The following is a 25780-nucleotide window of genomic DNA, read 5'->3' as shown; positions in this document are numbered from 1 at the left end:
CGGCGCGCGGCTTGCCAATTGGCCGAATGGCCAGGGGTCCATGGCGGACCCCGCCATGGACCGCGCCGCTATAATGAATTCCACCTGAACCGACTCTCCGCCTAAAGCGGTTACTCCTGCTGCCTATGCGCTTTGACCTCGAGCGGCCTTCACAGAACGCCACGTCACACCGTGTCGCCGTGTTGCTGATCAATCTCGGCACGCCGGACGCGCCGACGCCGCGTGCGGTCCGCCGCTATCTCGCGCAGTTTCTGTCCGACCCTCGCGTGGTCGAAATTCCGGCGCTGGTCTGGCAGGTGATCCTGCGGCTGGTGATTTTGCCGTTTCGGGGCCGCGCCTCAGCGAAGAAGTACGCAGCGGTCTGGATGCCCGAGGGCTCGCCGCTGCGCGTCAATACAGAGAAGCAGGTGGAGGGCTTGCGCCATCTGCTGCAATTGAACGACTACACGGTGCTGGTCGACTACGCGATGCGCTATGGCACGCCCGGCATTCCGGCCATGCTGAACCAGCTTAAGCTGGCGGGCGCCGAGCGTGTGCTGCTGATGCCCATGTATCCGCAATATTCGTCTTCGACCACGGCCACAGCCTTCGACGATGCCTTTTCCGCCCTCAAGCGCATGCGCAACCAGCCGGAAATCCGCACGGTGCGTGAGTACGCCGATCACCCGGCATACATCGCCGCGCTCGCCGCCCAGGTGCATCAGTACTGGCATCAACACGGTCGGCCCGACTTCGCGGCGGGCGACAAGCTGGTGCTCAGTTTTCACGGCGTGCCCAAGCGCACGCTGGATCTCGGCGATCCGTACCACGCGCAATGCCAGCAGACCGGTGCATTGCTGACGCAGGCGCTAGGGTTGACGCAGGTGGAATGCCGCATCACTTTCCAGTCGCGCTTCGGCAAGGCCGAATGGCTGCAGCCGTACACCGCGCCCACGCTGAAGGAATTGGGCTCGGCAGGCGTGCGGCGTGCTGACGTGTTCTGTCCAGGCTTTACCGCCGATTGCCTTGAAACGATCGAAGAAATCGGCATGGAAGTGCGCGACGAGTTCCTGCATGCAGGCGGCAAGGAGTTTCATCGGATTCCTTGCGTGAACGCCTCGCAGCCATGGATTGCCGCGCTTGGCGAAATCGTCGCGCAGAATCTGCAAGGCTGGCCCGTGCAAGCGGTGCCGGTGCCGCACGCGACCGGGGCTTGAGCAGGCTCATGAACTACAGAATTTCAACCGAACCGGGCGCGAAGCTACGCATCGACAAATGGCTTTGGGCGGCGCGCTTCTTCAAGACGCGCTCACTCGCGGCGGATGCGGTCGACAAAGGCCATGTGCGCATCGGCGGCGCTAGTGTCAAGCCGGCCAAAGAGGTGCGGGTTGGCGACCTGGTTGAGATCGAGATCGAGCGGATTGTGTGGCAGGTGGAGGTGCTGGGCGTGTGCGATGTGCGTGGCCCGGCCAGTGTGGCGCAGACGCTTTATGCGGAAACCGAAGAGAGCAAGGTGAAGCGGCAGGTCGAGCAGGAGCGGCGCAAGACCTATCGCGAACCGGCCGCCGCTTTGCACGGCAGGCCGACCAAGCGTGACCGGCGCACTATCGACAAACTTTCAGGTGGGGATTGAACAGCTGTTCCATCGTGGCGTGCACACCGCCGTACTCGGTGGTGTGGTCGTTGACGGCCCCGGACAGGCAGATGGTCGTGGTGCCCGCGATCAGTACCAATGCGACCACCGATATTGCAAAGGTCAGTTTCACGGTGGCCCCCTTGGGAAGATGCTGCAGGACGGAAACGGGCTAATCGGGTGGAATTGCACAATGTCGGAAAGGCTTACGTCAGATTAGGGTTAACGTGTCTTTTCCGATGCTTTAGTGGAGCATAGGCCACTTGTTGATCGCACTCAATCTCAATCTGATTGCGACTCGATAATGGTTGTAACCGCGCATTTCTGCCGCACATCCGAGGTGCGAAAAGTTCCGCAGAGGCGCTTGAATTGGGTCTTTCCGGCCCCATCTGCCGTCTCGATACGCGGTAACGCACGAAGTTATCTGTCGCAATTTTGCAACGCACAAATCGCGCTTGCTTTGCATACCGCCGCCACCGTTGGCTTTTACCTTTTTAACGACTTTCAGCGACATGGAAAACACGCAAGAGAACCCGACGAGCCAGAATCCCACGCCCGCGGACGACACCGCGCACCAGGCCGCCGAGGCCACAGCACCCCAGCAGGACGTGGCCGCAAACGCCGCCACCGACTCGCCGGTAGCCGGCGCGGAAGCCGCATTGGCCGAAGCCGAGGCGAAGATCGCCGAGCTGCAGGAAAGCTTCCTGCGGGCGAAGGCAGAGACTGAAAACGTACGCCGCCGCGCCCAGGAAGATGTCGCCAAGGCTCACAAGTTCGCGATCGAAAGCTTCGCCGAGCATCTGCTGCCTGTGATCGATAGCCTCGAAGCAGCGGTTACCCACTCGTCCGACGATCTGCAGAAAGTTCGTGAAGGCGTCGAACTCACGCTGCGCCAGCTCACGGGTGCGCTGGAGAAGGGCCGCGTCGTCGCCCTGAATCCGGTCGGCGAGAAGTTCGACCCGCATCGTCACCAGGCTATTTCGATGGTGCCGGCCGAGCAGGAGCCGAACACCGTCGTCGCCGTGCTGCAAAAAGGCTTCGTGATCGCCGACCGGGTGCTGCGTCCGGCCCTTGTGACCGTCGCGGCGCCTAAGTAAGCCTCGCAGGCCGCGTTACAAGCCGATTATCAGCCGTTCCGCTTGACCGGCGCCATCATGGCCAACATTCACGTCGACGCCACCGCGTTCGCCGTTTTCGACATGCAGGCGCTTAGCGCCGAGTCGTTCGACGCCGCGCTTGCCGAAGCCGGGGATGATCTGGCCGTGGTGTTTTTCTGGGGTCTCGACTGCTTCAACTGCGAGATTGCCAAGAAGGCGATGCTGGCGCAGCCGGACGCAATTCGCGCGCTCGGCCTCCGCTGGTTTCACAGCAACGTATGCGAGCATCGCGAACTAGGCCGGCGCTTCATGCTTCACGGCGTGCCCACCTGGTTCTTCTTTTACCGCGGCAAGCGGCTCGGCCGGGCAACCGGCTGGCACGGCCTTGGGCAGTTCGAGGCGGCAGTCGCGGCTGCCCGGGAAAAAATCCGGCCGGCCAATGCAGGCGGCAGTGCGCCATCTGACGAAAAAAGCGGCAAAAGTTCGGCTGATTGAAAAAAATTAAAGACCGCATCGTAAAAGAGGTCTTGAAAACGATGCGGATGCACTTATGTTGAGTGCAGGTATGAATTGAGAGCGGGTCGCCTTACCGCCAGATGGGCAAATCAGGCGATTCCCGCAGCGATCAAAGTCAGGAGATTAGTGAAAATGGGCAAAATCATCGGCATCGACCTCGGCACGACCAACTCGTGCGTGGCGATCATGGAAGGCAACTCGGTCAAAGTGATCGAGAACTCGGAAGGTGCGCGCACCACGCCGTCGATCATCGCTTACATGGAAGACGGCGAGATTCTCGTCGGCGCGCCGGCTAAGCGTCAGTCGGTCACGAATCCGCGTAACACGCTGTACGCCGTCAAGCGCCTGATCGGCCGCCGCTTCGAAGAAAAAGAAGTGCAGAAAGACATTGGTCTGATGCCGTACAAGATCATGAAGGCCGACAACGGCGACGCATGGGTCCAGGTGCGCGACGACAAGCTGGCACCGCCGCAAATCTCGGCGGAAGTGCTGCGCAAGATGAAGAAAACCGCTGAAGACTACCTCGGCGAGCCGGTCACGGAAGCTGTGATCACGGTTCCGGCGTACTTCAACGACAGCCAGCGTCAGGCTACCAAAGACGCAGGCCGCATCGCCGGTCTGGAAGTGAAGCGGATCATCAACGAACCGACCGCAGCCGCGTTGGCATTCGGTCTGGACAAGGCCGAAAAGGGCGACCGCAAGATCGCGGTGTATGACCTGGGCGGCGGTACGTTCGACGTGTCGATCATCGAAATCGCTGACGTTGACGGTGAAATGCAGTTCGAAGTGCTGTCCACGAACGGCGACACGTTCCTCGGCGGTGAAGACTTCGACCAACGCATCATCGATTACATCATCGGCGAGTTCAAGAAGGAACAAGGCGTCGACCTGTCGAAAGACGTGCTCGCGCTGCAGCGCCTGAAGGAATCGGCTGAAAAGGCGAAGATCGAGTTGTCGTCGAGCCAGCAGACTGAAATCAACCTGCCGTACATCACGGCCGACGCGTCGGGTCCGAAGCACTTGAACCTGAAAATCACGCGCGCCAAGCTGGAAGCGCTGGTTGAAGAGCTGATCGAACGCACGATCGAGCCGTGCCGCATCGCGATCAAGGACGCAGGCGTGAAGGTCGGCGAAATTGACGACGTGATCCTCGTCGGCGGTATGACGCGTATGCCGAAGGTGCAGGACAAGGTCAAGGAATTCTTCGGCAAGGAACCGCGCCGTGACGTGAACCCGGACGAAGCCGTGGCCGTTGGCGCCGCGATTCAAGGTCAGGTTCTGTCGGGCGACCGCAAAGACGTTCTGCTGCTCGACGTGACCCCGCTGTCGCTCGGCATCGAAACGCTCGGCGGCGTGATGACGAAGATGATCAACAAGAACACCACGATCCCGACCAAGCACGCACAGGTCTACTCGACGGCTGACGACAATCAGGGCGCCGTGACGATCAAGGTGTTCCAGGGCGAACGCGAAATGGCAGCGGGCAACAAGCTGCTGGGCGAATTCAACCTCGAAGGCATTCCGCCGGCACCGCGCGGCACGCCGCAGATCGAAGTGAGCTTCGACATCGACGCGAACGGTATTCTCCACGTCGGCGCGAAAGACAAGGCGACCGGCAAGGAAAACCGCATCACGATCAAGGCGAACTCGGGTCTGTCCGAGGCCGAAATCGAAAAGATGGTGAAGGACGCCGAAGCGAACGCGGAAGAAGATCACAAGCTGCGTGAGTTGGCCGATGCCCGTAACCAGGGCGACGCGCTGGTCCACAGCACGAAGAAGGCGCTGACCGAATACGGCGACAAGCTGGACGCCGCTGAGAAGGAAGCGATCGAAACCGCGCTGAAGGACCTCGAGGAAACGCTGAAGAGCGGTTCGAGCGACAAGGCTGCGATCGAAGCCAAGATCGAAGTGGTGGCGACCGCCTCGCAGAAGATGGGCGAGAAGATGTACGCCGACATGCAGGCGGCACAAGGTGCCGAAGCAGCGGCAGCGGGTGCGGCAGGTGCGGGCGCATCGGCAGGTGGCGCGAGCCACCAGCAGCAGGACGACGTGGTCGACGCCGAGTTCAAGGAAGTGAAGAAAGACTAAAGCCAGGTCGCATTTTGACCGTAGAGCCGCACACAGCGATGTGTGCGGCCCGGCTGCACAACGGTTTGCGCCCGTCCGGGTGCATGAACCTGCAAGCGGTTATCGCGCCTGGTGAGCCTTTTGGGGCTCTCCGGGCACATTTGTTTTATGGAGGGCGTGGTTTCGAGTCGCGTAAATGCGGCGGGAAACAGCGGCCGGACGAGTCGCAAGACTCCAGCATTCAAGAGGAGCCACCGCGCCCCATTACGCGAGTGGCGTTGAACCGATATGGCGAAACGGGATTACTACGAGTGCCTGGGCGTCGCAAAGAACGCGAGCGACGAGGAAATCAAGAAGGCTTATCGCAAACTTGCGATGAAACACCACCCTGACCGCAACCCGGGCAACAAGGATGCGGAAGGGCATTTCAAAGAGGTGAAGGAAGCCTATGAAATGCTCTCGGACTCGCAAAAGCGTGCCGCGTACGATCAGTACGGCCACGCCGGCGTCGATCCGAACATGGGCGGAGCCGGTGCGCAAGGTTTCGGCGGTTTTGCCGATGCGTTCGGCGATATTTTCGGCGACATCTTCGGCCAGGCGGCCGGGGGCGCCGCACGCGGCGGCGGCGGCCGCGCAGGCCCGCAGGTGTATCGCGGCGCCGATCTGCGCTACAGCATGGAAATCACGCTGGAACAGGCCGCACACGGCTACGACACGCAAATTCGCGTGCCGAGCTGGGTGTCGTGCGAAATCTGTCATGGTTCGGGCGCGAAGCCCGGTACCAAACCGGAAACCTGCCCGACCTGTAGCGGTTCGGGTCAGGTGCGGATGTCGCAGGGTTTCTTCAGCATCCAGCAGACTTGCCCGAAATGTCACGGCACCGGCACCTATATCCCTGATCCGTGCGGCCACTGCCACGGCGCGGGCAAGGTGAAGGAAACCAAGACGCTGGAAGTGAAAATTCCGGCAGGTATCGACGACGGCATGCGCATCCGCTCGGCCGGTAACGGCGAACCGGGCATCAACGGTGGTCCGTCGGGCGACTTGTACGTCGAGATTCACATCAAGCAACACTCGGTGTTCGAACGCGACGGCGACGACCTGCATTGCCAGATGCCGATTCCGTTCACCACGGCGGCGCTCGGCGGTGAAATCGAAGTGCCGACCCTCGCGGGGCGCGCCAGCTTCACGGTGCCGGAAGGCACGCAGTCGGGCAAGACGTTCCGTCTGCGTGGCAAGGGCATCAAGGGGCTGCGTTCGAGTATTGCCGGCGATCTGTATGTGCACGTGCAAGTCGAAACACCGGTCAAGCTCACCGAGCCGCAGCGCGAACTGCTTCAGCAGTTCGAGAAGGCACTCGTGGAAGGCGGTGCGCGGCATAGCCCGCAAAGCAAGAGCTGGTTCGACCGGGTGAAGAGCTTCTTCGATTAATGGCAGTTTGAGGTTGGCAATCAGCATGACGGCAGATGAGCGCGGCGCTGTTTTCGCGTTGCTCGACGATTGCGACGCGACGGCGGCGCGCCGTTCGAGCCGTCTGTACACGGGTTTTGTGCACGAACGGGTTTGTGCGGACGCCGCGCAACTCGAAGTCGTGTGCGAGACCGTGACGGCGGACGCACGGCGTGGTTTGCATGCTGTCGTGCTCGCCGACTATGAGTTTGGCCGGAATCTTCTCGACAAAGATTCCCATCGGTCTTTGAAAACGCAGCCTGGCGATGCCATGCTGCGTTTTTTATTGTTCGAACGTTGCGAGAAGCTGTCGCGCGACGAGGTCGACGCGTGGCTCATGAAGCGCGACGGCGGCGCGGCCGAGGCGTCGGTGGCGGGTACGGCGAACGTGCGCGCGAGCGTCGATCCAAAGCAATTCAACGAAGCGATCGATGCGATTCATGCCGCCCTGCGTGCGGGTGATTCTTATCAGGTCAACTACACGTATCGGCTTGATTTCGATGTATTCGGCTCGCCAACCGCGCTCTATCGGCGCCTGAGGGCCCGTCAGCCGGTTCCATATGGTGCGCTGATCGCGTTGCCGGGCGGCAACTGGGTGCTGTCGTGCTCGCCGGAGTTGTTCATCGAGAAAGAAGGCGCCATGTTGCGCGCCCGGCCGATGAAAGGCACGGCGCCGCGTTCAGCAGATCCCGTGGCCGATCGGCATGCTGCCGAGTTCCTCGCGAACGATCCGAAGAACCGCGCCGAAAACGTGATGATCGTCGATCTGTTGCGCAACGATTTGTCGCGCGTCGCGCAGACGGGCTCGGTCAGTGTGCCGGCGCTGTTTTCGGTCGAACCGTATGCGTCGGTTTGGCAGATGACGTCGACGGTGCATGCGACGTTGCGCGCCGGCACGACTTTCGCCGGCATCCTGCGCGCGCTGTTCCCGTGCGGCTCGATCACCGGGGCACCGAAGCATCGCACGATGCAATTGATCGACGCGCTCGAAAGCACGCCGCGTGGTCTTTACACCGGCGCGATCGGCTGGCTCGATGCGCCGGCGGTCGCTGCTGAAGTCGCCGCCAGTGCCGGCGCCAGTACGAAGAACAACACTGCCGCGGGGGCCGCTGGTGTTACCGCCGCTGCCGCTGCCGCTGCCGCTGCTTCAGCCGCCACGTCGTCAGCCACTGCAAGCGAAAGCGAAAGCGAAAACGCTTGCGGCGACTTCTGCCTGTCCGTCGCAATCCGCACCTTGACCTTAAGCCCGGCCGAACAGCCCGGCGAACTGCACGGCAAGATGGGCGTCGGCGCGGGCATCGTACTCGACAGTGTCGCCGCCGACGAATATGCGGAGTGCCAATTGAAGGCCAGCTTTCTGACCGGTGCCGAGCCGGGTTTCGATCTCTTCGAAACGATGCGCGCGACGCGGGAAGACGGCGTGCGATATCTGTCGCGCCATCTCGCGCGACTCTCGGCGAGCGCCGCGACGCTGGGTTTCAAACTCGATGACGAAAACGGAATCCGCGCGCAAATCGCAGAAAAATGTGAGCTGCTGCCGGCGCAAACCCCGCACCGCATGCGCCTCGCGCTGAGCAAAAACGGCACGGCACAGATAACCTCCGCAGTGCTGACGCCGCTAGCCGATTCGACCGTCGGCGTGCTGCTCGGGCCAGACCACGACTTCCCCGCAACCGAAGCCAACGATCCGCTGCTGCGCCACAAAACCACGCGCCGCGCCGAATACGATCGCGGCTGGCGCGAAGCGGAAGCGAAGGGCGCGTTCGACATGCTGTTCTTCAACGAGCGAGGCGAGTTGACCGAAGGTGGCCGGTCGAATGTGTTTGTGAAGCTGGCGGGGCAGTGGTGGACGCCGCCGCTAGCGTCGGGCGTGCTGCCCGGGATCATGCGGGGTGTGCTTCTCGAGGACACCGACTTTCATGCTGCTGAGCGCGTGTTGACCCGAGTCGACGTGCGCAACGCCGAAGCGCTGCTGGTGTGCAATGCACTGCGAGGCGCGGTACACGCACGGGTGGTGGACTGAAGCCGAAAGCTTCACGCCGCCGGTTTTGAGCGGCACGTGCTCCCGCGGCGGCTAACAGTGGCAAACGTGCCGTACGCGAGCAATCCATTCCGTCAGGCGTGCGTGGCATGTGGATTCCCGCATGCCACGCGGTCCGCCATCAGACAGGGTGCTCAGAACGTATGCTCAGGCCCAGGGAACGAGCCGTCCTTCACCGCACGCACATACGCTTCAACCGCAGCCTGAATGCTGGGCTGTCCCTGCATGAAATCCTTCACGAAGCGCGGCCGTTTGCCGGGGAAAATCCCCAGCATGTCGTGCAGCACCAGTACCTGACCCGAGCAGTCCAGGCCCGCGCCAATACCGATCGTCGGAATCCGCAATTGCTTCGTCACTTCACTGCCGAGCAGCGTCGGAATTGCTTCGATCACGATCAGTTGGGCGCCCGCATTCTGTACGGCGAGCGAGTCGCGCAGCACCTGGGTCGCGCCTGCTTCGGACTTGCCTTGCACCTTGAAGCCGCCAAACGCATGCACGGATTGCGGCGTGAGGCCGACGTGCGCGCACACCGGAATCGACCGCTCGACCAGAAAGCGCACCGTGTCAGCCAGCCATTCACCACCTTCGAGCTTCACCATCTGCGCACCGGCGCGCATCAGTTCCACCGAACTCCTGAAGGCGTCTTCCGGCGTACCGTAGGTGCCGAACGGCAAGTCCGCCACCACCAGCGCCGAAGGCCGCGTCCGCGCGACGCTGCGGGTGTGATACGCGATATCGGCCAGCGACACCGGCAGCGTGGTCGGCTGGCCTTGCAGCACGTTGCCGAGCGAGTCGCCGATCAACAGCACGTCGACGCCCGCGCGATCCAGCAGCGCGGCGAAGCTCGCGTCGTAACAGGTGAGCATGGCGATCTTTTCGCCGGCGTCGCGCATCGCCTGCAGTTTCGGCACGGTGATAGCGTTCCGGCTCGCTTCCTGCAAATAGGTCATGGGGAGAATCCGTTGGGGAAAGAGAGGCCGCGCCGCTTAGAGCGACGTGCCTTTGACAAAGAATTCCTTGCGGCCGCGCATGGTTTCGATGCGTTCGGCGAGTAGCGCAAGGTCCGCGTCCGAGTCGAGCGGATTCAGATGTTCAGCGTTGACCGTCAGCACCGGCGCGCGGTCGTAGTGATAGAAAAACTCGTTGTAGGCGTCGCATAACGCGTGCAGATACGCATCGGAAATCTGCAGCTCCATCGGCACCGCGCGCTTCTGGATACGCGCGAACAGCACTTCGGGACTGGCCTGAAGGTACACCACGAAATCCGGCGCGGGTGCGCTCACCTCGAGCCGCGCAGCGAGCGCGCGATACAACTGCCATTCGTCTTCCTGCAACGTCAGACGCGCGAAGATGTCATTCTTCTGCGTCATGAAATCGGCGATCAGCGTCGTGCCCGACACATGTGCGGCCACGACGTCCTGGGCCTGCTGCGCGCGTTGCAGCGCGAAGTGCAATTGCGCGGGCAGCGCATAACGCGCGGTGTCGCGATAGAAGCGTTCGAGAAAGGGATTGTCCTGTGGCCGCTCGAACAGTTCCTGCATCGACCAGCGCTGAGCCAGGCGCCGTGCCAGCGAGGTCTTGCCAACGCCGATCGGGCCTTCGATCGCGAGGTAGCCGAAGGGTGGCCGCAGTTGTGGCGCGGTGACAGTGAGCGGCGGCGAATTCATTCGCAACGGCCTTTGTCCCCGGCAGGGGCGCCGGCGGTCAATGCACTGAGCATTGGACACTGGCAGGCTCCCTTCACCTTTTCGATGCGTTGATCGCGCACGCCGCCGAGCAGCGCGTCGGCGCGGCCGTGTTGCGGGATGATCAGCGCCGCGTCGATTTCGACGAGCGGCACGAGCGCAAAGGCGCGTTCGATCAAACGCGGATGCGGCACGATCAGATCGGCTTCGTCGATCGATTGATCGCCGAATAGCAGGATGTCTAAATCGAGTGTGCGCGGTGCGTTGCGAAACGACCGCTCACGGCCGAACTGATGCTCGATCTTGTGGCACAGCGCAAGCAGCTGTCGCACGGGAAGCGTCGTTTCGATCTTCACCGCGCAGTTGAAATAATCGTCACCGCCCGCGTCGATCGGGGCGGTGCGATACAGGCTCGACTTGGCGAGCACGGTGATGGTGTGCTGTTGTGCCAGGCACACCACCGCGTCTTTCAGGGTCTGGCGCGCGTCCCCGAGATTCGCGCCGAGGCCGAGATAAGCAACCGTCATGGCATAACTTCCTGCGACTATCGTTCGACGGCAACAGCCAACGCTATGTCAGTCTTCGGGCGAGCCGTCATGGCCCGCGTCGTTGGCTGTGCGTTCGGCCGGCGTGCCGTCCTCCATTCCGTCGCCCGGTTTGCGGCTTCTGGCGCCGCTGCTGCGCCGCCGTCGTTTTCTGGGGCTTCGGTCCTTCCCGCCTTGCGTGAGCAATGTCTCGCGCGCGACGACGTCTCCTTCGATGAACTCCTTCCACCACGTACCGACCGACTCGTCGAGTTCGCCCGATTCGCAGCGCAACAGGAGGAAATCATACCCCGCTCTAAATCTTTGGTGTTCCAGCAGCTTCAGCGCGCCTCTTCCCGAGCGCTTTTCGAGGCGCAGCTGCAGGCCCCAGATCTCGCGCATATCCGACGAGAAGCGCTTGTGGATGGCGAGTTTCTCCGTTTGCATGTCGAGGACTTCGTCCATCGCGCGATGCAGGGCGGGCACCGGATATTCGCCGTTCGCCTCAAATTGTTGCCAGCGCGTCTGGACGTCGTGCCATAACAGCGTGGCGAACAGAAAGCCTGGCGAAACCGGCTTGCCGGCGCGCACGCGGGTATCCGTGCTGGTCAGCGCGAGCGTGATGAATTTCTCGCCGATCGGCTGCTCCAGCACCACGTCGAGCAGCGGCAAGAGGCCGTGATGCAGGCCTTCCTGGCGCAGACGTTTCAAACAGGCGAGCGCGTGGCCGGACAGCATCAGCTTGAGCATCTCGTCGAACAGACGCGCCGCGGGCACGTTGTTGATCAGATCGGCCATGTTGGCGATCGGCGCGCGGGTTGTGTCTTCGATTTCGAAGTCGAGCTTGGCGGCAAAACGCACCACGCGCAGCATGCGCACCGGATCCTCGCGATAACGCGTGGCCGGGTCGCCGATCATGCGCAAGAGACGCGCGCGCATGTCGGCCATGCCGTTGTGATAGTCCAGCACGGTTTGCGTGGCCGGATCGTAGTACATCGCGTTAATCGTGAAGTCGCGGCGCGTGGCGTCTTCGTGCTGCTCGCCCCACACGTTGTCGCGCAGCACGCGGCCGCTGGCGTCCACCGCATGCGTGCGGCGATCGAGCTCGCCCCGCTTGAGACGGTGCGGCGGTGCTGCATCGGCTGCGGGCGGATCGACCAGCGCGCGGAACGTCGACGTTTCGATGATTTCCTGGCCGAACTGCACGTGCACGATCTGAAACCGGCGGCCTATGATACGTGCGCGGCGGAACAGCTTTTGCACCTGCTCCGGCGTGGCGTCGGTCGCGACGTCGAAGTCTTTCGGCTTGATGCCGAGCAGGAGATCGCGCACCGCACCGCCGACGATGAACGCGCGATGCCCCGCTTCTTGCAGGCCCTCGGTGACGCGAATCGCGTTCCTCGAGATCAGCGATTGATCGATGCCATGCACGTCGTGCGGAATGATGACCGGCACGTCGGGATCACGCACCGCTTTGGCAGCGGGCTGGCGTGCCGGCTTGCGGCGCGCTTTGCTGGCGCTGGACGCGTTGCGTGCCGGTGCCTCGCCGGCTTCGTCTGCTTCGGCTTCGGCGGGCGTGGTGTCGTCAGCGGGCGCCGGGTTCTGGCCGAATAGCTTGCGGATAAGTTTTTTGATCACGTGGGTTGAAAGAGTTCGAGGATGCGCCAGCCTTTGGCCTGCGCATGGGCGCGCAATGTGTCGTCGGGATTGGTCGCGATCGGATCGGTGACCTTGTCGAGCAGCGGGATGTCGTTGTGCGAGTCGCTATAGAAATAGCTGTGCTCGAAGTCACTCAAAGTCTTGCCGAGCGAAGCCAGCCACGCCTCGGTGCGGACGATCTTGCCTTCCTTGTAGCTCGGCGTGCCGGTGGGGCGGCCGGTGTACGGCGAATGCGGCTCGCCGTCGACGGTTTCCGCTTCGCAGGCGATCAGCGCGTTGACGCCGAATGCCTGAGCGATCGGGCGGGTAATGAATTCGTTGGTTGCGGTGACCACGCAGCAGAGATCGCCGGCTTCGCGATGCTCTCTGACCAGCTCCAGCGCGACCGGAAAGATGGCCGGCGTGATGACTTCATGCATGTATTGCGCGTGAAGGTCGGCGAGCTGCGCGCGCGTGTATTTTGCGAGCGGCGTGAGCATGGCGATCAGATAAGCGTGAATGTCGAGCTTGCCGGCCTTGTAGTCGGCGAAAAAGCGGTCGTTTTCACGGGCGAAATTTTCGGCGTCGACCATGCCCTGTTTCACCATGAAGCGGCCCCATTCGTGGTCGCTGTCGGTGGGAATGAGTGTGTGGTCGAGATCGAAGAGTGCGAGGTTAGCCATGGGGGCCTATTTTACTTGAAGCGGCGGGTGAAGCGGATGAGGCGGGTGCCGTTCGCCGTTCCTCGGCGTCGGGCGATGCCAGCATGGTGCGCAGCAGCGGCAGCGTGACGGCGCGTTTCTGTTCGAGCGAGAAGCGGTCGAGCGCGTCGAGCAGCGCCATCAGGCTCGGCATATCGCGGCGAAAATGCGTGAGCAGGTAAGCGGGGACGTCGTCGGCGAGCGCGATGCCGCGTTCGCGCGCCGCGTGTTTCAGCACCGCGGCCTTGCCTTCGTCCGGCAGCGGCGCGAGATGGAACACGAGACCCCAGCCGAGGCGCGTGCGCAGATCCTCGCGTACTGTCATGCCGATCGGCGGCGCGTTGCCGGCGGCGACCAGCGCGCTGGTGGGATGAGCGCGCACTTCGTTGAACAGGTTGAACACGGCGATCTGCTGCGCGGCCGACAAGGTGTCGCAATCGTCGATCGCATACAGGGCGACGCGCGGGTCGAAGGAGAAGGCGGCGAGACTGCTCTGCGGGCCGGCAAAGCGTGCATGACCCGGCGGTGCTTCATGCACGAGCGCTTGCAACAGATGGGTGCGGCCGCTGCCGGCCTCGCCCCAGATGTAGAAGGTGCGATCGGCCACCGGGCCGGCTGCCAGCGCGTTATCCAGCTCGCGCAGCCGCGTGACCAGCTCGGCGTTGGCGCCGGCGAAGAAGTTGTCGAATGTCGATGGCGGCGGGGTGCCGAGATCGAGCGTCAATTGACGAAGCACAGTAGGTTAATGCCGAAAATGAGGCTTGGTCCGCAAATGGCCCGAACCTCGGGCCCTGAACGTTCGTGAGCGGTCAGTTGTTGTAAAGCGTGCTCGCCAGATAGCTTTGGCGCAACTCGCGCATCGCTACCGACAGAATCGCGCTGACCGGCAGCGCAAGCAACACGCCGAAAAAGCCGAACAGCTGACCGAACGCGAGCAACGCGAAGATTACCGCGAGCGGGTGCAGGCCGATCCGTTCGCCCACCAGGCGCGGCGTGAGATAAAAACTTTCCACGATCTGACCTATGCCGTAAATCACCGCGACCGCGCCGAAGCCGTACCAATCGCCGAACTGCAGCAATGCCGCGAGCAGCGCCAGCGCGAGACCGGTCGCAAATCCGATGTACGGGATGAACACTGCGAGGCCGGTGAAAATACCCACCGGCAGCGCGATTTCGAAGCCGGCGACGGTCAGCGCAATCGCATAGTAGACCGCGAGCACCGCCATCACGAGCAACTGGCCGCGCAGGTATTGCGAGAGCATCTGATCCATGTCGCGCGCGAGTTGCCGCGTCTTTTCGAGCCAGCGGCGCGGCACCACGATCTGCATGCGAGCGAGCATGCGGTTCCAGTCATACAGCAGATAGAACAGCACGAGCGGCACCAGCACCGCGTTGCCGACCACCGTCATCATCACGTTGCCGCTCGTGCGGATGGAGGTCCAAACGTACAGTGCGACGGTCTGCGCGCTGCCTTCCAGCTGTCCCGTCACGAGATCGCGGATGCTGGCGAAATCGAGCGAATCCGCGAGGCCCAGTATGGCGAGCTTGGGTTGCAGCCACGCGCTCACGTGCGCGAACAGCACCGGCACCTGCTGCTTGAGCTGCGGGCCTTCTTTCTGGATGACGGCCAGCACCAGCAGCACGAGCAAAGTCATCAGCAGCGTGAAGAGCAGCATCATCAGCAACGCGGCGAGTCCGCGCGGCACACGCCGGCGCACCATCCACGCGACTCCCGGTTGCAGAATGTACGCGAGAATGGCGCCTAGCAGGAACGGCGTAAGCACCGGACTCAGGAGCCAGAGCAGGATGCTGACGCCCAGCCCGATCGCCAGCCAGATAAAGGCGCGGCGCTGAACGGGTGTCAGAATCGAGGAGTTCTGTTGCAAAATTGTTTCTCTGGTGTCGTCGGAACCGGATGATTCAAATTCCAGCCAGCCGGCCGGCATCGGGTAAAATCGCATTTTACCGACCTTCGAGCTCTTCCCCATGAATCAACCGAAATCCGCCCTGCATTCAACTGATTCGGCCCAAGGTTTGTCGTATCGCGACGCCGGCGTGGACATCGACGCGGGCGACGCTCTCGTCGACGCGATCAAGCCTTTTGCCAAAAAGACGATGCGCGACGGCGTGCTGGGCGGCATCGGCGGGTTTGGCGCGTTGTTTGAAGTGCCGAAGAAATACAAGGAACCGGTGCTGGTTTCGGGCACGGACGGGGTGGGCACCAAGCTGCGCCTCGCCTTTCAACTGAACAAGCACGACACCGTTGGCCAGGATCTGGTGGCGATGAGCGTGAACGACATTCTCGTGCAGGGTGCCGAGCCGCTGTTTTTCCTCGATTATTTCGCTTGCGGCAAGCTGGACGTCGGTACTGCGGCAACGGTCGTGAAGGGTATCGCGCAGGGGTGCGAACTGGCGGGTTGCGCGCTGATCGGCGGCGAGACGGCTGAGATGCCGGGCATGTATCCCGACGGCGAGTACGATCTGGCCGGTTTCGCGGTCGGCGCGGTGGAAAAGAGCAAGATTATCGACGGCAGCACGATCGCCCCGGGCGACGTGGTGCTGGGTTTGGCTTCCAGCGGCATTCATTCGAATGGTTTTTCGCTGGTGCGCAAGATCATTGAGCGTGCCCAGCCTGATCTGAACGCGGATTTTGACGGGCGCTCGCTGGCTGATGCGCTGATGGCGCCTACGCATATTTATGTGAAGCCGTTGCTGGCTCTGATGCAGCAGATCGCTGTGAAGGGCATGGCGCATATCACCGGCGGCGGCCTCGTCGAGAATATTCCGCGCGTTTTGCGTGATGGTCTGACGGCCGAGCTCGATCATCGTGGCTGGCCGATGCCGCCGCTGTTCTCGTGGCTGCAGAAGCAGGGTGGCGTGGCCGATGCTGAAATGCATCGCGTGTTCAATTGCGGGATCGGCATGGCGGTGGTGGTGTCCGCTGCTGATGCGGATGCTGCGATCGGGCTTTTGTCGGCTGCCGGCGAGCAGGTATGGAAGATTGGCGTGATTCGCGAGAGCGCGGCCGGTGAAGCTCAAACGGTAGTGGTTTAACCCGCTTAACCAAAAGGCGGATTTGCCCGCGCGGCGTACAGACAACAGCGCCGCGCGGGCAAAAACTTCAAATCAGTTCTTCAATCAAGCTGACGACTCGCGCGGTAGCGTTGGGATCGCAGCAGTCGACAACAACCCGCTCCGGCATGCTCCGCAGCCACGTAAGCTGCCGCTTGCACAACTGTCGGGTCGCAAAGACCCCTTTATCCCGCATGGTCGAATAATCGACCGCTCCGTCGAGATATTCCCAGACCTGCCGATATCCCACGCATCGCATGGACGGCATCTCGGGCAACAAATCCCCGCGTTCGCGCAACTTCACCACTTCATCGATAAAGCCGGTGGCCAGCATCGAATCGAACCGTTTCTGGATGCGTGCATGCAGCACGCTTCGATCGGAAGGCTCCAGCGCAATCGGCACGAATCGCCACGCCAAAGCGGCGTCATCCACTCGGGCGGGCGCGGCCAGCAAAGCCGACATCGCTTGCCCGGTCAGCATGAAAACCTCGAGCGCGCGCTGAATCCGCTGCGAATCGTTCGGCGCCAACCGCGCCGCAGTAACGGGATCGACGGCAGCCAGCCGTGCATGCATGGCCGGCCAGCCATCGCGTGCGGCCTCGGCGTCGAGCGTCGCACGAACGTCGGCATCGGCGGCAGGCAGGTCGTTCAGCCCTTGCGTGAGCGCCTTGTAATACAGCATGGTCCCGCCGACCAGCAAGGGCACCCGCCCGCGTGCGTTGATCTCGCCGATCAGGTGCAACGCGTCGGCGCGAAATTGCGCCGCCGAATAGGCATCAGCCGGATCGACGATATCGATCAGATGATGCGGCGCGACCGCGCGTTCCTCCGGCGTCGGCTTGGCGGTGCCGATATCCATCTCGCGATAAACCAGCGCTGAATCGATACTGATGATTTCCACCGGGCGCCGCGCGGCCAGCGCCAACGCGGCAGCGGTTTTGCCGGAGGCAGTCGGGCCCAGCAGGCAAGGGACTGGCGTGGGCGTGTGTGAAGTCATAGGCAAGCCGGCGCGCGTTGAATCAGCGTAATCAGGCGCACCGTCACTGTCCACGCATGAAGAGCCGATCGAGATCGGACAGCGTCAATTGATACCACGTCGGACGCCCGTGATTGCACTGGTCGGCGCGCTCGGTCGCCTCCATCTGACGCAGCAACGCGTTCATTTCATCGAGCGTCAGACGCCGATTCGCCCGCACCGCGTGATGGCATGCCAGCGTGCCGAGCAACTCGTGCTGCCGCTCGGTCAACACGCGTGAACCGCCGAATGCATGCAGGTCGGACAGGACCGCGCGCGCCAGTGCCTGCAGATCGGCGTCTTTCAGCAACGCAGGCACCGCGCGGATCGCGAGCGTCGTCGGCGACAGCACGGCGAGGTCGAAACCGAGCGCGTCGAGCGTGTCCCGCTCTTCTTCGACCGTGCCGATTTCGATGGGATCGGCTTGCATCGTCTGCGGGATCAGCAGCGGCTGCACGGCAATCGTGCGATCGGCCAGCGCGTTCTTGAACTGCTCGTACAGGATGCGCTCGTGCGCGGCGTGCATGTCGACGATCACCAGCCCGTGCGCGTTCTGCGCCAGCACATAGATGCCGTGGATCTGGCCGAGCGCGAAGCCGAGCGGCTGCTCGTCGGCAGCATTGAAAGCGGGCGATCCGTAAGGCGCGGACGTGTTGTACGGTGACAGCGCTTCGGCGGCCGAGTCGCGCGCCTCGAAGAGCGTCGCGCCTTCCGCTGTTCCGGTGTTCGTGTCTCTACGGCCAAAGAGCGCGTCGTAAAACGCCAGGGGTTGCGCAACCGGCAACGTGCCTTGCGTCATGCGCGCCTGGCGCATCCAGGTATTGCCCGGCTGCGATGAACCGAATCCGCCACCCATGCCGCCACCGAGGCTGCCTGCGCCTGCACTTGCGCCGGTGCCGAAGCTATTGCCGCCACCAAATCCGGCACCGCCAGGCTGCGTAGCGCCAAACGATGCCGCCCCGCCCGCCGACGGTTCCAGATGCGCCGCATGCCCACCGGCCGTCGTTTCCGGCGACGCGCCCGCGTGCCGCGCCAGGGAGCGCTGTACTGCATGGAACACGAACTGGTGAATCGAACGCGAATCGCGAAACCGGACTTCGATTTTCGACGGATGCACGTTGACATCGACCGCTTCAGGCGGCAGATCGAGAAACAGCACGTAGGACGGGTAACGGTCGCCGTGCAGAACGTCTTCGTAGGCAGCGCGCACGGCGTGCGTAAGCAGCTTGTCGCGCACGAAACGGCCGTTGACGAAGAAATACTGCTGGTCGGCGCGCCCGCGGCTCGCGGTCGGCAGTCCGGCGCAGCCATAGACGGCCAGCGGTCCGGCAGATTCGTCGAGCGGTAGATGGGCCGTCGCAAAGGTCTCGCCAAGAATCTTCGCGACCCGCACGGGCGGCTCGCAGGCGTTCCAGTGTTCAACCGCTTTGCCGTTGTGCAGCACCGAAATCGCCACGTCCGGGCGCGCCAACGCAGCACGGCGAATCTGTTCGAGGCAATGCCCGAGTTCGGTTTGCTCGCTTTTCAGGAATTTGCGGCGCGCAGGCGTGTTGAAGTACAGCTCGCGGACTTCGATCGTGGTGCCTTGCGTGCCGGCGGCGGGACTCAGCACACCGGTTTGCGCGTCGACGCGCACGGCGTGCGGCGCGTCGGCCGTGCGGCTCGTGATCGCCATCTGAGCAACCGATGCAATCGATGCCAGCGCCTCGCCGCGAAACCCCAAGGTGGCAACCGCTTCCAGTTCGGCGAGCGAGCGGATCTTGCTCGTCGCATGACGCATCAGCGCGAGCGCCAGTTCGTTTTCGGGGATGCCGCAGCCGTCGTCGGTGATCGAGATGCGTTTGACGCCGCCTTCGTCGAGCAGGATGCGCAGCGTCTGCGCGCCCGCGTCGAGCGCATTTTCCAGCAACTCCTTGACCACCGAGGCCGGCCGCTCGACGACTTCGCCGGCGGCAATCTGGCTGATCAGCTGATCGGGAAGGGGCTGGATCGCCCGCAACGGGCGTGGGACGGGCGTTGCGGCGGAAATTACGGTCGCTGCGGCGGTGCCGGCAGGCGTTTCGGAGAATTCTGACATGGCGAAATTATATCGATTCGACGCGAGCAGGCCGGATGCGAGCCCATGGCGGGAAGCGCGCCGCAGATTTTTAATCGCGGCCGGGCACTTTCGGTATCATGACGCGGTCAATTTCGGGCGGCGAGCGTGCCCTCGCTGCTCGTCGCTCGCAGGCCTGTTCGCGCCACCGATCCCGCTACGCTCACATTCGCTTAATAAAGGACGCCTTTTGGACACGCTGCTACATTTCGCCAACCTTGTCCTGCACATCGACAAGTTTCTGGGAGACTTTATTCACGTGTACGGCGCCTGGGTCTACGCGGTGCTGTTTTTGATCGTGTTCTGCGAAACCGGGCTGGTCGTCCTGCCGTTTCTGCCTGGCGATTCGTTGCTGTTTATCGGCGGCGCTTTCTGCGCATCTGGCGAAATGAATATCGGTCTGCTGATCGTGCTGCTGCTCGTCGCGGCGGTCGGCGGAAATACCGTCAACTACATGATCGGGCGGGCCATCGGACCGCGGGTGTTCAATTCGCGCATCCCTTTCCTTGAACGCTTCCTCGATCGCGCCGCGCTGCAGAAGACCCATAACTTCTATGAAAAGCATGGTGGCAAGACTATTGTGCTGGCGCGTTTCATTCCGGTGGTGCGAACCTTCGCGCCTTTCGTTGCGGGCGCATCGGAGATGACGGTTAGCCGGTTCCAGCTTTTCAATGTCGTCGGTGCGCTGTCGTGGGTGTTGTTGCTGGTGTTGCTCGGCTACTTCTTCGGCAATATTCCGTTCATCCGTCAATACCTGAATGTGATCGTGCTGGTGGGTATCGGCGCGGCCGTGGTGCCGGTTCTGCTCGGCGCGCTGTGGAAGATGACGCGCAAAAAAAAGGCATCCAAGGCGGGTAGTCGCTGACGCTTCACATTGCTTGTAGCAGACGAGCAAACGGCGTCGCGAAGCTAGCGACGCCGTTTTCATTGTGCGGTCCTCATTCCAATGAGCGGACCGCGCAAGCGGCGAACGAAAATTTTTCGCCTCAACGAGCCTCGATCTCAGCCTCAGCCTCGGTCGCGCTCAAATGACCGCACGCGGCGCAAGCGGCGTTTCCGGTGTCGGATAGCCGGCTTCCTTGAAGGTCTGAATGATCGCGCGATTGGTGTCGAAGTAGACCTGCCAGTAGTACTGAGTGTTCGTATAGGGCCGCACACACAACAACGGTCCTTCCGGCGTGAAGCTCAGCACTTCGATATCCGGCGCGGGGTTCTCGGCAACATTCGGAATCTTCGTGACGGCCGCTTTCAACCGATTCATCGCATCCGTCGGATCGACGCCGTTGGCGATCTTGGCGGTCAACTCGACGCGCCGCACCGGCAAAACACTGTAGTTGGAAATCGTGTCGGAGAAGATCTTGTTGTTGCCGACGATGGTCGTCACGTTGTCCGGCGTCACGATGGTCGTGCCGAACAGACCCAACTCGGAAACCGTGCCGGTAACGCCGCCCGCCGTGACAAAATCGCCCACCTTGAATGGCCGGAGCACCTGCATGAAGATACCTGCGGCGAAGTGGGCGAGCAAGCCGCCCCACGCAGTGCCGATCGCAAGGCCGAGGCCGGCGAGTAACGCGGCAAACGAGGTAGTCTGAACACCGAACACCTGCAGGATTGCGAGGATCAGCAGCAGGTTCAGCAGTGCGCCGAGAATCGAACCGAGGTAATGAGCGAGTGTTGGATCGACGTGGCCATTTTTCGACAACAGTTTGCGAAGCAAGCCGGTGATCATGCCAATGACCCAGCGGCCGACGACCCACAGCACGATCGCGCCGAGTACCTTGGTGCCGAGGTCGATGCCTCGGGTCATGATGAACACGCGTACGGTTTCGAGATCCAAGATGTTCCTCGTTGATTAAGTTGCCTTCTACTGATCGAACAGCGGTAGCGCACTACAGCGGCGAGTGCCTGGTGATGGACGCAAACGGTAACTTGCGATCTTCGGGGAAGTTATAGGTGACGGCGCCCGCGTGCGCAAGGTCCGTTCCTGCCGCCTATGCGGATTGCCTGGCGAGAGAAAGCAGGCGGCGTGACGGCCGCGCTCGAAGGGATTGAGCCCGCTGCGTCCGTGGCGTGGAGGGCCGGTTCGGCGACGCGATTGGCGTGCTCTAATGTCGCGGCTCTGTCGCCGAAAGAGCGTTCGTATTGGAGCCGCGTCAGCCTACATAGGCAGATGCGATTCCGAATACGGGGAGGTGCGGATGACCAGTGTGTCGCCGGTCCTGGCTTTGCTGGAACGCGTGCGATGCGCTACGTACTGCCACGCCAAAGCGGCGATGGCCGCGAGGCCATACGCGCCCGCGCGTTCGAAGAACGCGGCCGGCGCGCTGAACTGGCCGTAGCGGGTCTGTGCATCGGCGAATACCAGAAAGGTTAGCGCGGCGTCGAGCAGTAACGCGGCCAACGCCAGCGCGACGAAAATATGCGCGCCGTTGAGCGCGGCGCCGGGTATGAACCGGTTGCATAGATAGCTTGCGCTCAGCACGATAGCCAGCAAGGCAAGGTTCGAGACGAGGTCGAACAGAAAATTGGTCATGTTGACGGAATGAAAGCGCAGGGGGCTGCGGTATTGCCAAAGCGTCTGCTTTCGCAGCGTGTTCGCTGAACCGGCGGCGATGATTGCACGTCTTTATGTCTCAATAAATGTCGAAGTTCGGACTCCGTTGTATATCTTCAATGCTGATGAGGGATGGTGTAGGAAAACCTTGGTCGTTTTGTGCGCAAAGGTGGTGGACGTTGCGGGAATGTTCTGTTTCGAGTGTGAGGGACTGTAGCAAGGCCGTTCTTGCTGCGGCTATCGATAAAGCCGCCCACGCCGACAACGAAGCCGCCGAGCGCGGGTCGGTACGTTGAATGGATCGGTAGTTTGCCGAACAGATATTCCGATTTGCAGAGCGTCGCGGATAGGCCCGCTGCGACAGCCCCCCGAGAGCAGCCGGCAAACACGCGTGGAGAACAGTGACCCTGCGCCGGGCGGCGCCGACTTTTCTTGCATGGGCCAGCGGGATCGGTGATCTGAATGTCGAGCGGTTGCAAAGGCGGCGCTGGGGCTGTCGTTCAGCGCTCTTGGACATTTGATTAACTCAAGACAACCCGAACCCGTGGTCGAAGGCAGACAACTGGGGCATCGCTCAAGAGCTGAATTGGGAGAAGACCTTCGAAGCGACAGATCTCGGAAAATTTACTGTTTCGATATAGGAGAGAGACGCTCAGGCGGCGCTTTGCTCCGAGGATTTTGTGGAGCACGTGGGATATTGCGGAGCAAGAAAAAGGGCCTAGCCGAAGCTAAGCCCTTGAATCTTTTGGTAGGCCGTACGGGATTCGAACCTGTGACCAACGGATTAAAAGTCCGCTGCTCTACCAGCTGAGCTAACGACCCAAAAGAGAAGCGAAATTATAGCGATAGCTTCTACGGACTGTCAACCCATGGTGACTAATCGCCCGATCGACGCGCCAGATAATGAAAAGCCCGGGGCATCGCTACCCCGGGCTTTCCAGCGAGAGGCGCGCGTGACTATGACTTCGGACACTGCGCGTTCCGCACTGCTCAACCCTGTTCGACTACTTGATCTGCGACAGCTTGCTCTGAGCCGACTGCGCGACGTCCGAGCCGCTGTATTGCGCGACGATCTGCTCCAGCGTCTTTTTGGCCGCAGCCTTCTGACCCTGCTCGAGCTGATTGTTCGCAATCGCGAGCAGCGCTTCCGGCGCTCGCGCATGCTGCGGGTAGTTCTTCACCACACCTTGCCAGGTCGCCGTCGAGCCCTTGTAGTCGCGCAGCGCATACAGCGCGTTGCCGAGCCAATACTGCGCGGTCGGCTGGTAAGGGCTGTTCGGATACTTGGAGATGAAGCTGCGGAACGCCGCCGCTGCATTCTTGAAGTCGCCGTTGCGGAACAGCTGCGAAGCCGCATTGAACGAATCGGTTTCACCCGGCTGCACCTCGCCCTGGACGCCGTCCACCGTCTGCTGCTGCGGCTCGAATTTCTTCAGCCGCGTGTCCAGGTCGGTGTAGTAGTCCTTCTGCTGCTTTTGCAGCGTGGTGAGTTGGTTGCCCATATCTTCGTTCTGCCCACGCAGCGTCGCGACCTGCTGATTCAATTGGTCGAGACGGTTGGACTGATCGAGGATCGTGCGCTGGGCGGCCGACAACTGACTCGACAGGCTATCGGTCTTCGAACGCAGATCGAGAATGGCCTGACGGGCCTGATCGTCGTCGAAGATCCCTGCATGCGCGGGCACAGCCGCGAAGGCCGTGACCGCGACGCAGGTCGCTGCGGCAAACCGCAGCCAGGAGAAACGATGCGTCATTCGGCTCATCACCCGTTACTTACTGTTGGTACACGAGGTCGGCGCGGCGGTTTTGTGCCCACGACGATTCGTCATGACCGGTAGCTTGCGGCTTTTCCTTGCCGAGGCTCACGGCTTCCATTTGCGAGTCCGTCACGCCCATCAGCGACAGCGAACGACGCACAGCTTCAGCACGCTTCTGGCCGAGCGCCAGGTTGTACTCGCTCGTGCCACGTTCGTCGGTGTTGCCCTGGATCAGGACGTGGCGTTGCGGGTGGCTCTTCATGTATTGCGCGTGTTGTTGCAGCAGCGATTGGTAGTCGTCCTTGACCGAGTAGCTGTCGAAGTCGAAGTAGATGCTGCGCTTGGCGAGCGGGCTATTCGGATCGTTCAGCGGATCGACGTTGACCTGTGCGACATCGGTCGGATTCGGTTGCGTCGAGACGGCACCACCCTTGTTAGCGTTTTCGTCGAGCTTGACGCCCGAGTGACATGCGGCCAGCGCACCGACCATCAATACGGCAAATGCGAAACGAAGTTTAGACATCATTTTGTTACTCTCCTTGTGTTATTGCATCAACGTTATTGCATAAACGGGCCCCAGGACGGCTCGCGAACGCTGCCGCCCTGAACGGACAGGACCTGCCGAGTGCGACCGTCGGTCGACACTGCGGCCAACACGCCACGGCCGTTCACCTGTGTGGCGTAAAGAATGTACTGACCGTTCGCCGCGAAGCTCGGCGATTCGTCATGTGTGGTGTCCGTCAGTCCCGTCGCCGTATTGCCTTGCAGGTCCTGGATATAGAGCTTGAACGCGCCGCCCACGCGCGAGATATAGGCGAGCTGCTTGCCGTCCGGACTCACACGCGGGCTGGTGTTGTAGTTGCCCGTGAACGTGACGCGTTGTGCGGCGCCGGCGTTTTCGCCTTGAGCCGACATCTTGTAGATCTGCGGTTGGCCGCCACGGTCGCTGGTGAAATAGATCGACTGGCCGTCAGGAGAGAAGCACGGCTCAGTGTCGATCGAGCTGCCTTGCGTCAAGCGCCGCAGGCCGCTGCCGTCCGCATTGACGGCAAAAATCTGCGTGTTGCCGGTGCGCGAAAGCGCGACGGCCAGCGTGCGTCCATCAGGCGACCACGCCGGCGCACTGTTGTTGCCTTTCTGGTCCGATACGATCACACGACGGCCGGTGGGCAGATCGTGGATATAGACGATCGGCTTCTTCTTTTCAAACGAAACGTAAGCGACCTTGGTGCCATCTGGCGACCATGCCGGCGAGATGATCGGCTCCGGGCTCGACAGTGCGATGTGCGCGTCCTGGCCGTCCGAATCGGAAATCTGCAACTGATAACGGCCGCCCGTCTTGATGACGTAAGACAGACGCGTGGCGAACACGCCGCGGCCGCCCATCAACTTCGCGTAGATGTAGTCCGCGACCTTATGCGCGCTCATGCGCAGCCCGCTTGCCGGACTCACAAGCACGAGGCCGCCGAGACTTTCCTGTTTGACCGTGTCGTACAGCTTGAAGCGGACTTCGTACTGGCCGTTCGGCAAGCGGTTCACGCTGCCCGAGACGAACGCATTCGCGCCCTTGGCCTTCCAGCTGCCGAGGTCGACGGAATCGGTTTCGGCAACCGGCGTGCTGCCTGCGTCGATATTCGTGAATTTACCGCTGCGTTGCAGGTCCTGACGCACGATCGTGCTGACCTGCTGCGGCGAGTTCGCTTCATTGGCGAAATTCGCCGTTGCGATCGGAAACTGGGTGGACCCGACGCCTGTCACGAGGACGTTGAGTTGTGCGTTGGCGGTGCTGCCGACGGCGATCAGGCACGTCGCTACAAGTGTCCGCAGGCCTAGCTTGGTCATCAAACTCATGCTGTATGGATTCCCCCAAAAACGGTTTTCTAACACTTCACGACAGCAGACAGACCCGCAAACATCTAATTCGTTCCCGGGCGCGCCACGCTGGGCGGGGCACTGA

24 protein-coding genes and 1 tRNA gene are annotated in these 25780 nt (G+C 62.0%); 9 read left to right on the top strand and 16 right to left on the bottom strand.

The window, feature by feature from the left end; all coding sequences use genetic code 11:
- Positions 1–125 precede the first annotated feature (125 nt).
- A complete protein-coding gene (hemH, locus tag ACAX43_RS11585) occupies positions 126–1196 on the top strand; it encodes a ferrochelatase (protein ID WP_370708534.1) in 1071 nt (356 codons plus the stop codon).
- An 8-nt stretch (positions 1197–1204) separates the two neighbouring features.
- Positions 1205–1612: an RNA-binding S4 domain-containing protein gene (locus ACAX43_RS11580; RefSeq protein WP_370708533.1), complete on the top strand. Its 408-nt coding sequence runs from the start codon at positions 1205–1207 to the stop codon at positions 1610–1612.
- Here the strand turns inward: ACAX43_RS11580 and ACAX43_RS11575 are convergent.
- Positions 1584–1745 (bottom strand): hypothetical protein, encoded by a 162-nt coding sequence (locus ACAX43_RS11575; protein WP_266238390.1) that lies wholly within the window; start codon positions 1743–1745, stop codon positions 1584–1586. The genes ACAX43_RS11580 and ACAX43_RS11575 overlap by 29 nt on opposite strands.
- 379 nt (positions 1746–2124) lie before the next feature.
- Here ACAX43_RS11575 and grpE point away from each other — a divergent pair, with 379 nt between their 5' ends.
- The 5 genes from grpE to ACAX43_RS11550 all read left to right on the top strand — a co-directional run bounded on the left by grpE (position 2125) and on the right by ACAX43_RS11550 (position 8764).
- A complete protein-coding gene (gene grpE, locus ACAX43_RS11570) occupies positions 2125–2709 on the top strand; it encodes a nucleotide exchange factor GrpE (protein ID WP_370708532.1) in 585 nt (194 codons plus the stop codon).
- 57 nt (positions 2710–2766) lie between these two features.
- A complete protein-coding gene (locus ACAX43_RS11565) occupies positions 2767–3204 on the top strand; it encodes a thioredoxin (RefSeq protein ID WP_370708531.1) in 438 nt (145 codons plus the stop codon).
- 153 nt (positions 3205–3357) lie between these two features.
- On the top strand, positions 3358–5313 hold the full coding sequence (gene dnaK, locus ACAX43_RS11560) for a molecular chaperone DnaK (RefSeq protein WP_370708530.1): 1956 nt from the start codon (positions 3358–3360) through the stop codon (positions 5311–5313).
- Positions 5314–5580: 267 nt separating this feature from the next.
- A complete protein-coding gene (dnaJ, locus tag ACAX43_RS11555; protein WP_370708529.1) occupies positions 5581–6723 on the top strand; it encodes a molecular chaperone DnaJ in 1143 nt (380 codons plus the stop codon).
- A 25-nt stretch (positions 6724–6748) separates the two neighbouring features.
- Positions 6749–8764, top strand: coding sequence for a chorismate-binding protein (locus tag ACAX43_RS11550; protein WP_370708528.1), 2016 nt, complete (start codon positions 6749–6751; stop codon positions 8762–8764).
- A gap of 152 nt (positions 8765–8916) precedes the next feature.
- On the opposite strand, the gene panB is transcribed toward ACAX43_RS11550, so the two are convergent.
- The 7 genes from panB to ACAX43_RS11515 all read right to left on the bottom strand — a co-directional run bounded on the left by panB (position 8917) and on the right by ACAX43_RS11515 (position 15216).
- The gene (panB, locus tag ACAX43_RS11545; protein WP_370708527.1) at positions 8917–9732 is read right to left on the bottom strand and encodes a 3-methyl-2-oxobutanoate hydroxymethyltransferase; all 816 of its coding nucleotides are present in this window, start codon (positions 9730–9732) and stop codon (positions 8917–8919) included.
- 36 nt (positions 9733–9768) lie between these two features.
- Positions 9769–10449 (bottom strand): deoxynucleoside kinase, encoded by a 681-nt coding sequence (locus ACAX43_RS11540; RefSeq protein WP_370708526.1) that lies wholly within the window; start codon positions 10447–10449, stop codon positions 9769–9771.
- The gene (folK, locus tag ACAX43_RS11535; protein WP_370708525.1) at positions 10446–10994 is read right to left on the bottom strand and encodes a 2-amino-4-hydroxy-6-hydroxymethyldihydropteridine diphosphokinase; all 549 of its coding nucleotides are present in this window, start codon (positions 10992–10994) and stop codon (positions 10446–10448) included. The genes ACAX43_RS11540 and folK overlap by 4 nt, the downstream gene beginning before the upstream one ends.
- A 48-nt stretch (positions 10995–11042) precedes the next feature.
- The gene (pcnB, locus tag ACAX43_RS11530) at positions 11043–12629 is read right to left on the bottom strand and encodes a polynucleotide adenylyltransferase PcnB (protein WP_370708524.1); all 1587 of its coding nucleotides are present in this window, start codon (positions 12627–12629) and stop codon (positions 11043–11045) included.
- Positions 12626–13312: an HAD family hydrolase gene (locus ACAX43_RS11525; protein ID WP_370708523.1), complete on the bottom strand. Its 687-nt coding sequence runs from the start codon at positions 13310–13312 to the stop codon at positions 12626–12628. The genes pcnB and ACAX43_RS11525 overlap by 4 nt, the downstream gene beginning before the upstream one ends.
- Positions 13305–14066 carry a DnaA regulatory inactivator Hda gene (gene hda / locus ACAX43_RS11520; protein ID WP_370708522.1) on the bottom strand — a complete coding sequence of 254 codons (762 nt, stop codon included), beginning with the start codon at positions 14064–14066 and terminating at the stop codon, positions 13305–13307. The genes ACAX43_RS11525 and hda overlap by 8 nt, the downstream gene beginning before the upstream one ends.
- Positions 14067–14139: 73 nt before the next feature.
- The gene (locus tag ACAX43_RS11515; RefSeq protein ID WP_370708521.1) at positions 14140–15216 is read right to left on the bottom strand and encodes an AI-2E family transporter; all 1077 of its coding nucleotides are present in this window, start codon (positions 15214–15216) and stop codon (positions 14140–14142) included.
- Between the two features lie 100 nt (positions 15217–15316).
- Between ACAX43_RS11515 and purM the strand changes: the two genes are divergently transcribed.
- Complete coding sequence (gene purM, locus ACAX43_RS11510) at positions 15317–16384, top strand: phosphoribosylformylglycinamidine cyclo-ligase (protein ID WP_370708520.1); 1068 nt, start codon at positions 15317–15319, stop codon at positions 16382–16384.
- A 67-nt stretch (positions 16385–16451) separates the two neighbouring features.
- On the opposite strand, the gene miaA is transcribed toward purM, so the two are convergent.
- Both miaA and mutL read right to left on the bottom strand, forming a co-directional pair.
- Positions 16452–17399 (bottom strand): tRNA (adenosine(37)-N6)-dimethylallyltransferase MiaA, encoded by a 948-nt coding sequence (gene miaA, locus ACAX43_RS11505; RefSeq protein ID WP_370708519.1) that lies wholly within the window; start codon positions 17397–17399, stop codon positions 16452–16454.
- Between the two features lie 43 nt (positions 17400–17442).
- Positions 17443–19494 (bottom strand): DNA mismatch repair endonuclease MutL, encoded by a 2052-nt coding sequence (mutL, locus tag ACAX43_RS11500; RefSeq protein WP_370708518.1) that lies wholly within the window; start codon positions 19492–19494, stop codon positions 17443–17445.
- A 208-nt stretch (positions 19495–19702) separates the two neighbouring features.
- Between mutL and ACAX43_RS11495 the strand changes: the two genes are divergently transcribed.
- Positions 19703–20377: a DedA family protein gene (locus ACAX43_RS11495; protein WP_370708517.1), complete on the top strand. Its 675-nt coding sequence runs from the start codon at positions 19703–19705 to the stop codon at positions 20375–20377.
- A 159-nt stretch (positions 20378–20536) separates the two neighbouring features.
- Here ACAX43_RS11495 and ACAX43_RS11490 read toward each other — a convergent pair whose 3' ends face one another.
- The 6 genes from ACAX43_RS11490 to tolB form a co-directional block, all read right to left on the bottom strand.
- Positions 20537–21349, bottom strand: a complete 813-nt coding sequence (locus ACAX43_RS11490; RefSeq protein ID WP_370708516.1) for a mechanosensitive ion channel family protein — start codon at positions 21347–21349, stop codon at positions 20537–20539.
- 321 nt (positions 21350–21670) lie between these two features.
- Positions 21671–22045, bottom strand: a complete 375-nt coding sequence (locus ACAX43_RS11485; protein WP_370708515.1) for a hypothetical protein — start codon at positions 22043–22045, stop codon at positions 21671–21673.
- 767 nt (positions 22046–22812) lie between these two features.
- Positions 22813–22888 (bottom strand) — tRNA-Lys (locus ACAX43_RS11480).
- A 182-nt stretch (positions 22889–23070) separates the two neighbouring features.
- Positions 23071–23820, bottom strand: coding sequence for a tol-pal system protein YbgF (gene ybgF / locus ACAX43_RS11475; RefSeq protein WP_370708847.1), 750 nt, complete (start codon positions 23818–23820; stop codon positions 23071–23073).
- 19 nt (positions 23821–23839) lie between these two features.
- The gene (gene pal, locus ACAX43_RS11470) at positions 23840–24349 is read right to left on the bottom strand and encodes a peptidoglycan-associated lipoprotein Pal (protein WP_370708514.1); all 510 of its coding nucleotides are present in this window, start codon (positions 24347–24349) and stop codon (positions 23840–23842) included.
- A 32-nt stretch (positions 24350–24381) separates the two neighbouring features.
- Positions 24382–25674 (bottom strand): Tol-Pal system beta propeller repeat protein TolB, encoded by a 1293-nt coding sequence (gene tolB, locus ACAX43_RS11465; protein ID WP_370708513.1) that lies wholly within the window; start codon positions 25672–25674, stop codon positions 24382–24384.
- Positions 25675–25780 lie beyond the last annotated feature (106 nt).

This window comes from Paraburkholderia sp. IW21 (genome assembly GCF_041321145.1).
In the GTDB taxonomy this organism is placed as follows: domain Bacteria; phylum Pseudomonadota; class Gammaproteobacteria; order Burkholderiales; family Burkholderiaceae; genus Paraburkholderia.
The sequence above is the reverse complement of the archived record's forward strand: the minus strand, read 5'-3'. Positions and strand labels throughout refer to the sequence as shown.

What these genes read in the sequence shown, in the direction of transcription:
- hemH (WP_370708534.1), top strand. Translation starts at nt 126, where the DNA reads ATGCGCTTTGACCTCGAGCGGCCTTCACAGAACGCCACGTCACACCGT.
- ACAX43_RS11580 (WP_370708533.1), top strand. Translation starts at nt 1,205, where the DNA reads ATGAACTACAGAATTTCAACCGAACCGGGCGCGAAGCTACGCATCGAC.
- grpE (WP_370708532.1), top strand. Translation starts at nt 2,125, where the DNA reads ATGGAAAACACGCAAGAGAACCCGACGAGCCAGAATCCCACGCCCGCG.
- ACAX43_RS11565 (WP_370708531.1), top strand. Translation starts at nt 2,767, where the DNA reads ATGGCCAACATTCACGTCGACGCCACCGCGTTCGCCGTTTTCGACATG.
- dnaK (WP_370708530.1), top strand. Translation starts at nt 3,358, where the DNA reads ATGGGCAAAATCATCGGCATCGACCTCGGCACGACCAACTCGTGCGTG.
- dnaJ (WP_370708529.1), top strand. Translation starts at nt 5,581, where the DNA reads ATGGCGAAACGGGATTACTACGAGTGCCTGGGCGTCGCAAAGAACGCG.
- ACAX43_RS11550 (WP_370708528.1), top strand. Translation starts at nt 6,749, where the DNA reads ATGACGGCAGATGAGCGCGGCGCTGTTTTCGCGTTGCTCGACGATTGC.
- panB (WP_370708527.1), bottom strand. Translation starts at nt 9,732, where the DNA reads ATGACCTATTTGCAGGAAGCGAGCCGGAACGCTATCACCGTGCCGAAA.
- ACAX43_RS11540 (WP_370708526.1), bottom strand. Translation starts at nt 10,449, where the DNA reads ATGAATTCGCCGCCGCTCACTGTCACCGCGCCACAACTGCGGCCACCC.
- folK (WP_370708525.1), bottom strand. Translation starts at nt 10,994, where the DNA reads ATGACGGTTGCTTATCTCGGCCTCGGCGCGAATCTCGGGGACGCGCGC.
- ACAX43_RS11525 (WP_370708523.1), bottom strand. Translation starts at nt 13,312, where the DNA reads ATGGCTAACCTCGCACTCTTCGATCTCGACCACACACTCATTCCCACC.
- purM (WP_370708520.1), top strand. Translation starts at nt 15,317, where the DNA reads ATGAATCAACCGAAATCCGCCCTGCATTCAACTGATTCGGCCCAAGGT.
- miaA (WP_370708519.1), bottom strand. Translation starts at nt 17,399, where the DNA reads ATGACTTCACACACGCCCACGCCAGTCCCTTGCCTGCTGGGCCCGACT.
- mutL (WP_370708518.1), bottom strand. Translation starts at nt 19,494, where the DNA reads ATGTCAGAATTCTCCGAAACGCCTGCCGGCACCGCCGCAGCGACCGTA.
- ACAX43_RS11485 (WP_370708515.1), bottom strand. Translation starts at nt 22,045, where the DNA reads ATGACCAATTTTCTGTTCGACCTCGTCTCGAACCTTGCCTTGCTGGCT.
- ybgF (WP_370708847.1), bottom strand. Translation starts at nt 23,820, where the DNA reads ATGACGCATCGTTTCTCCTGGCTGCGGTTTGCCGCAGCGACCTGCGTC.
- pal (WP_370708514.1), bottom strand. Translation starts at nt 24,349, where the DNA reads ATGATGTCTAAACTTCGTTTCGCATTTGCCGTATTGATGGTCGGTGCG.
- tolB (WP_370708513.1), bottom strand. Translation starts at nt 25,674, where the DNA reads ATGAGTTTGATGACCAAGCTAGGCCTGCGGACACTTGTAGCGACGTGC.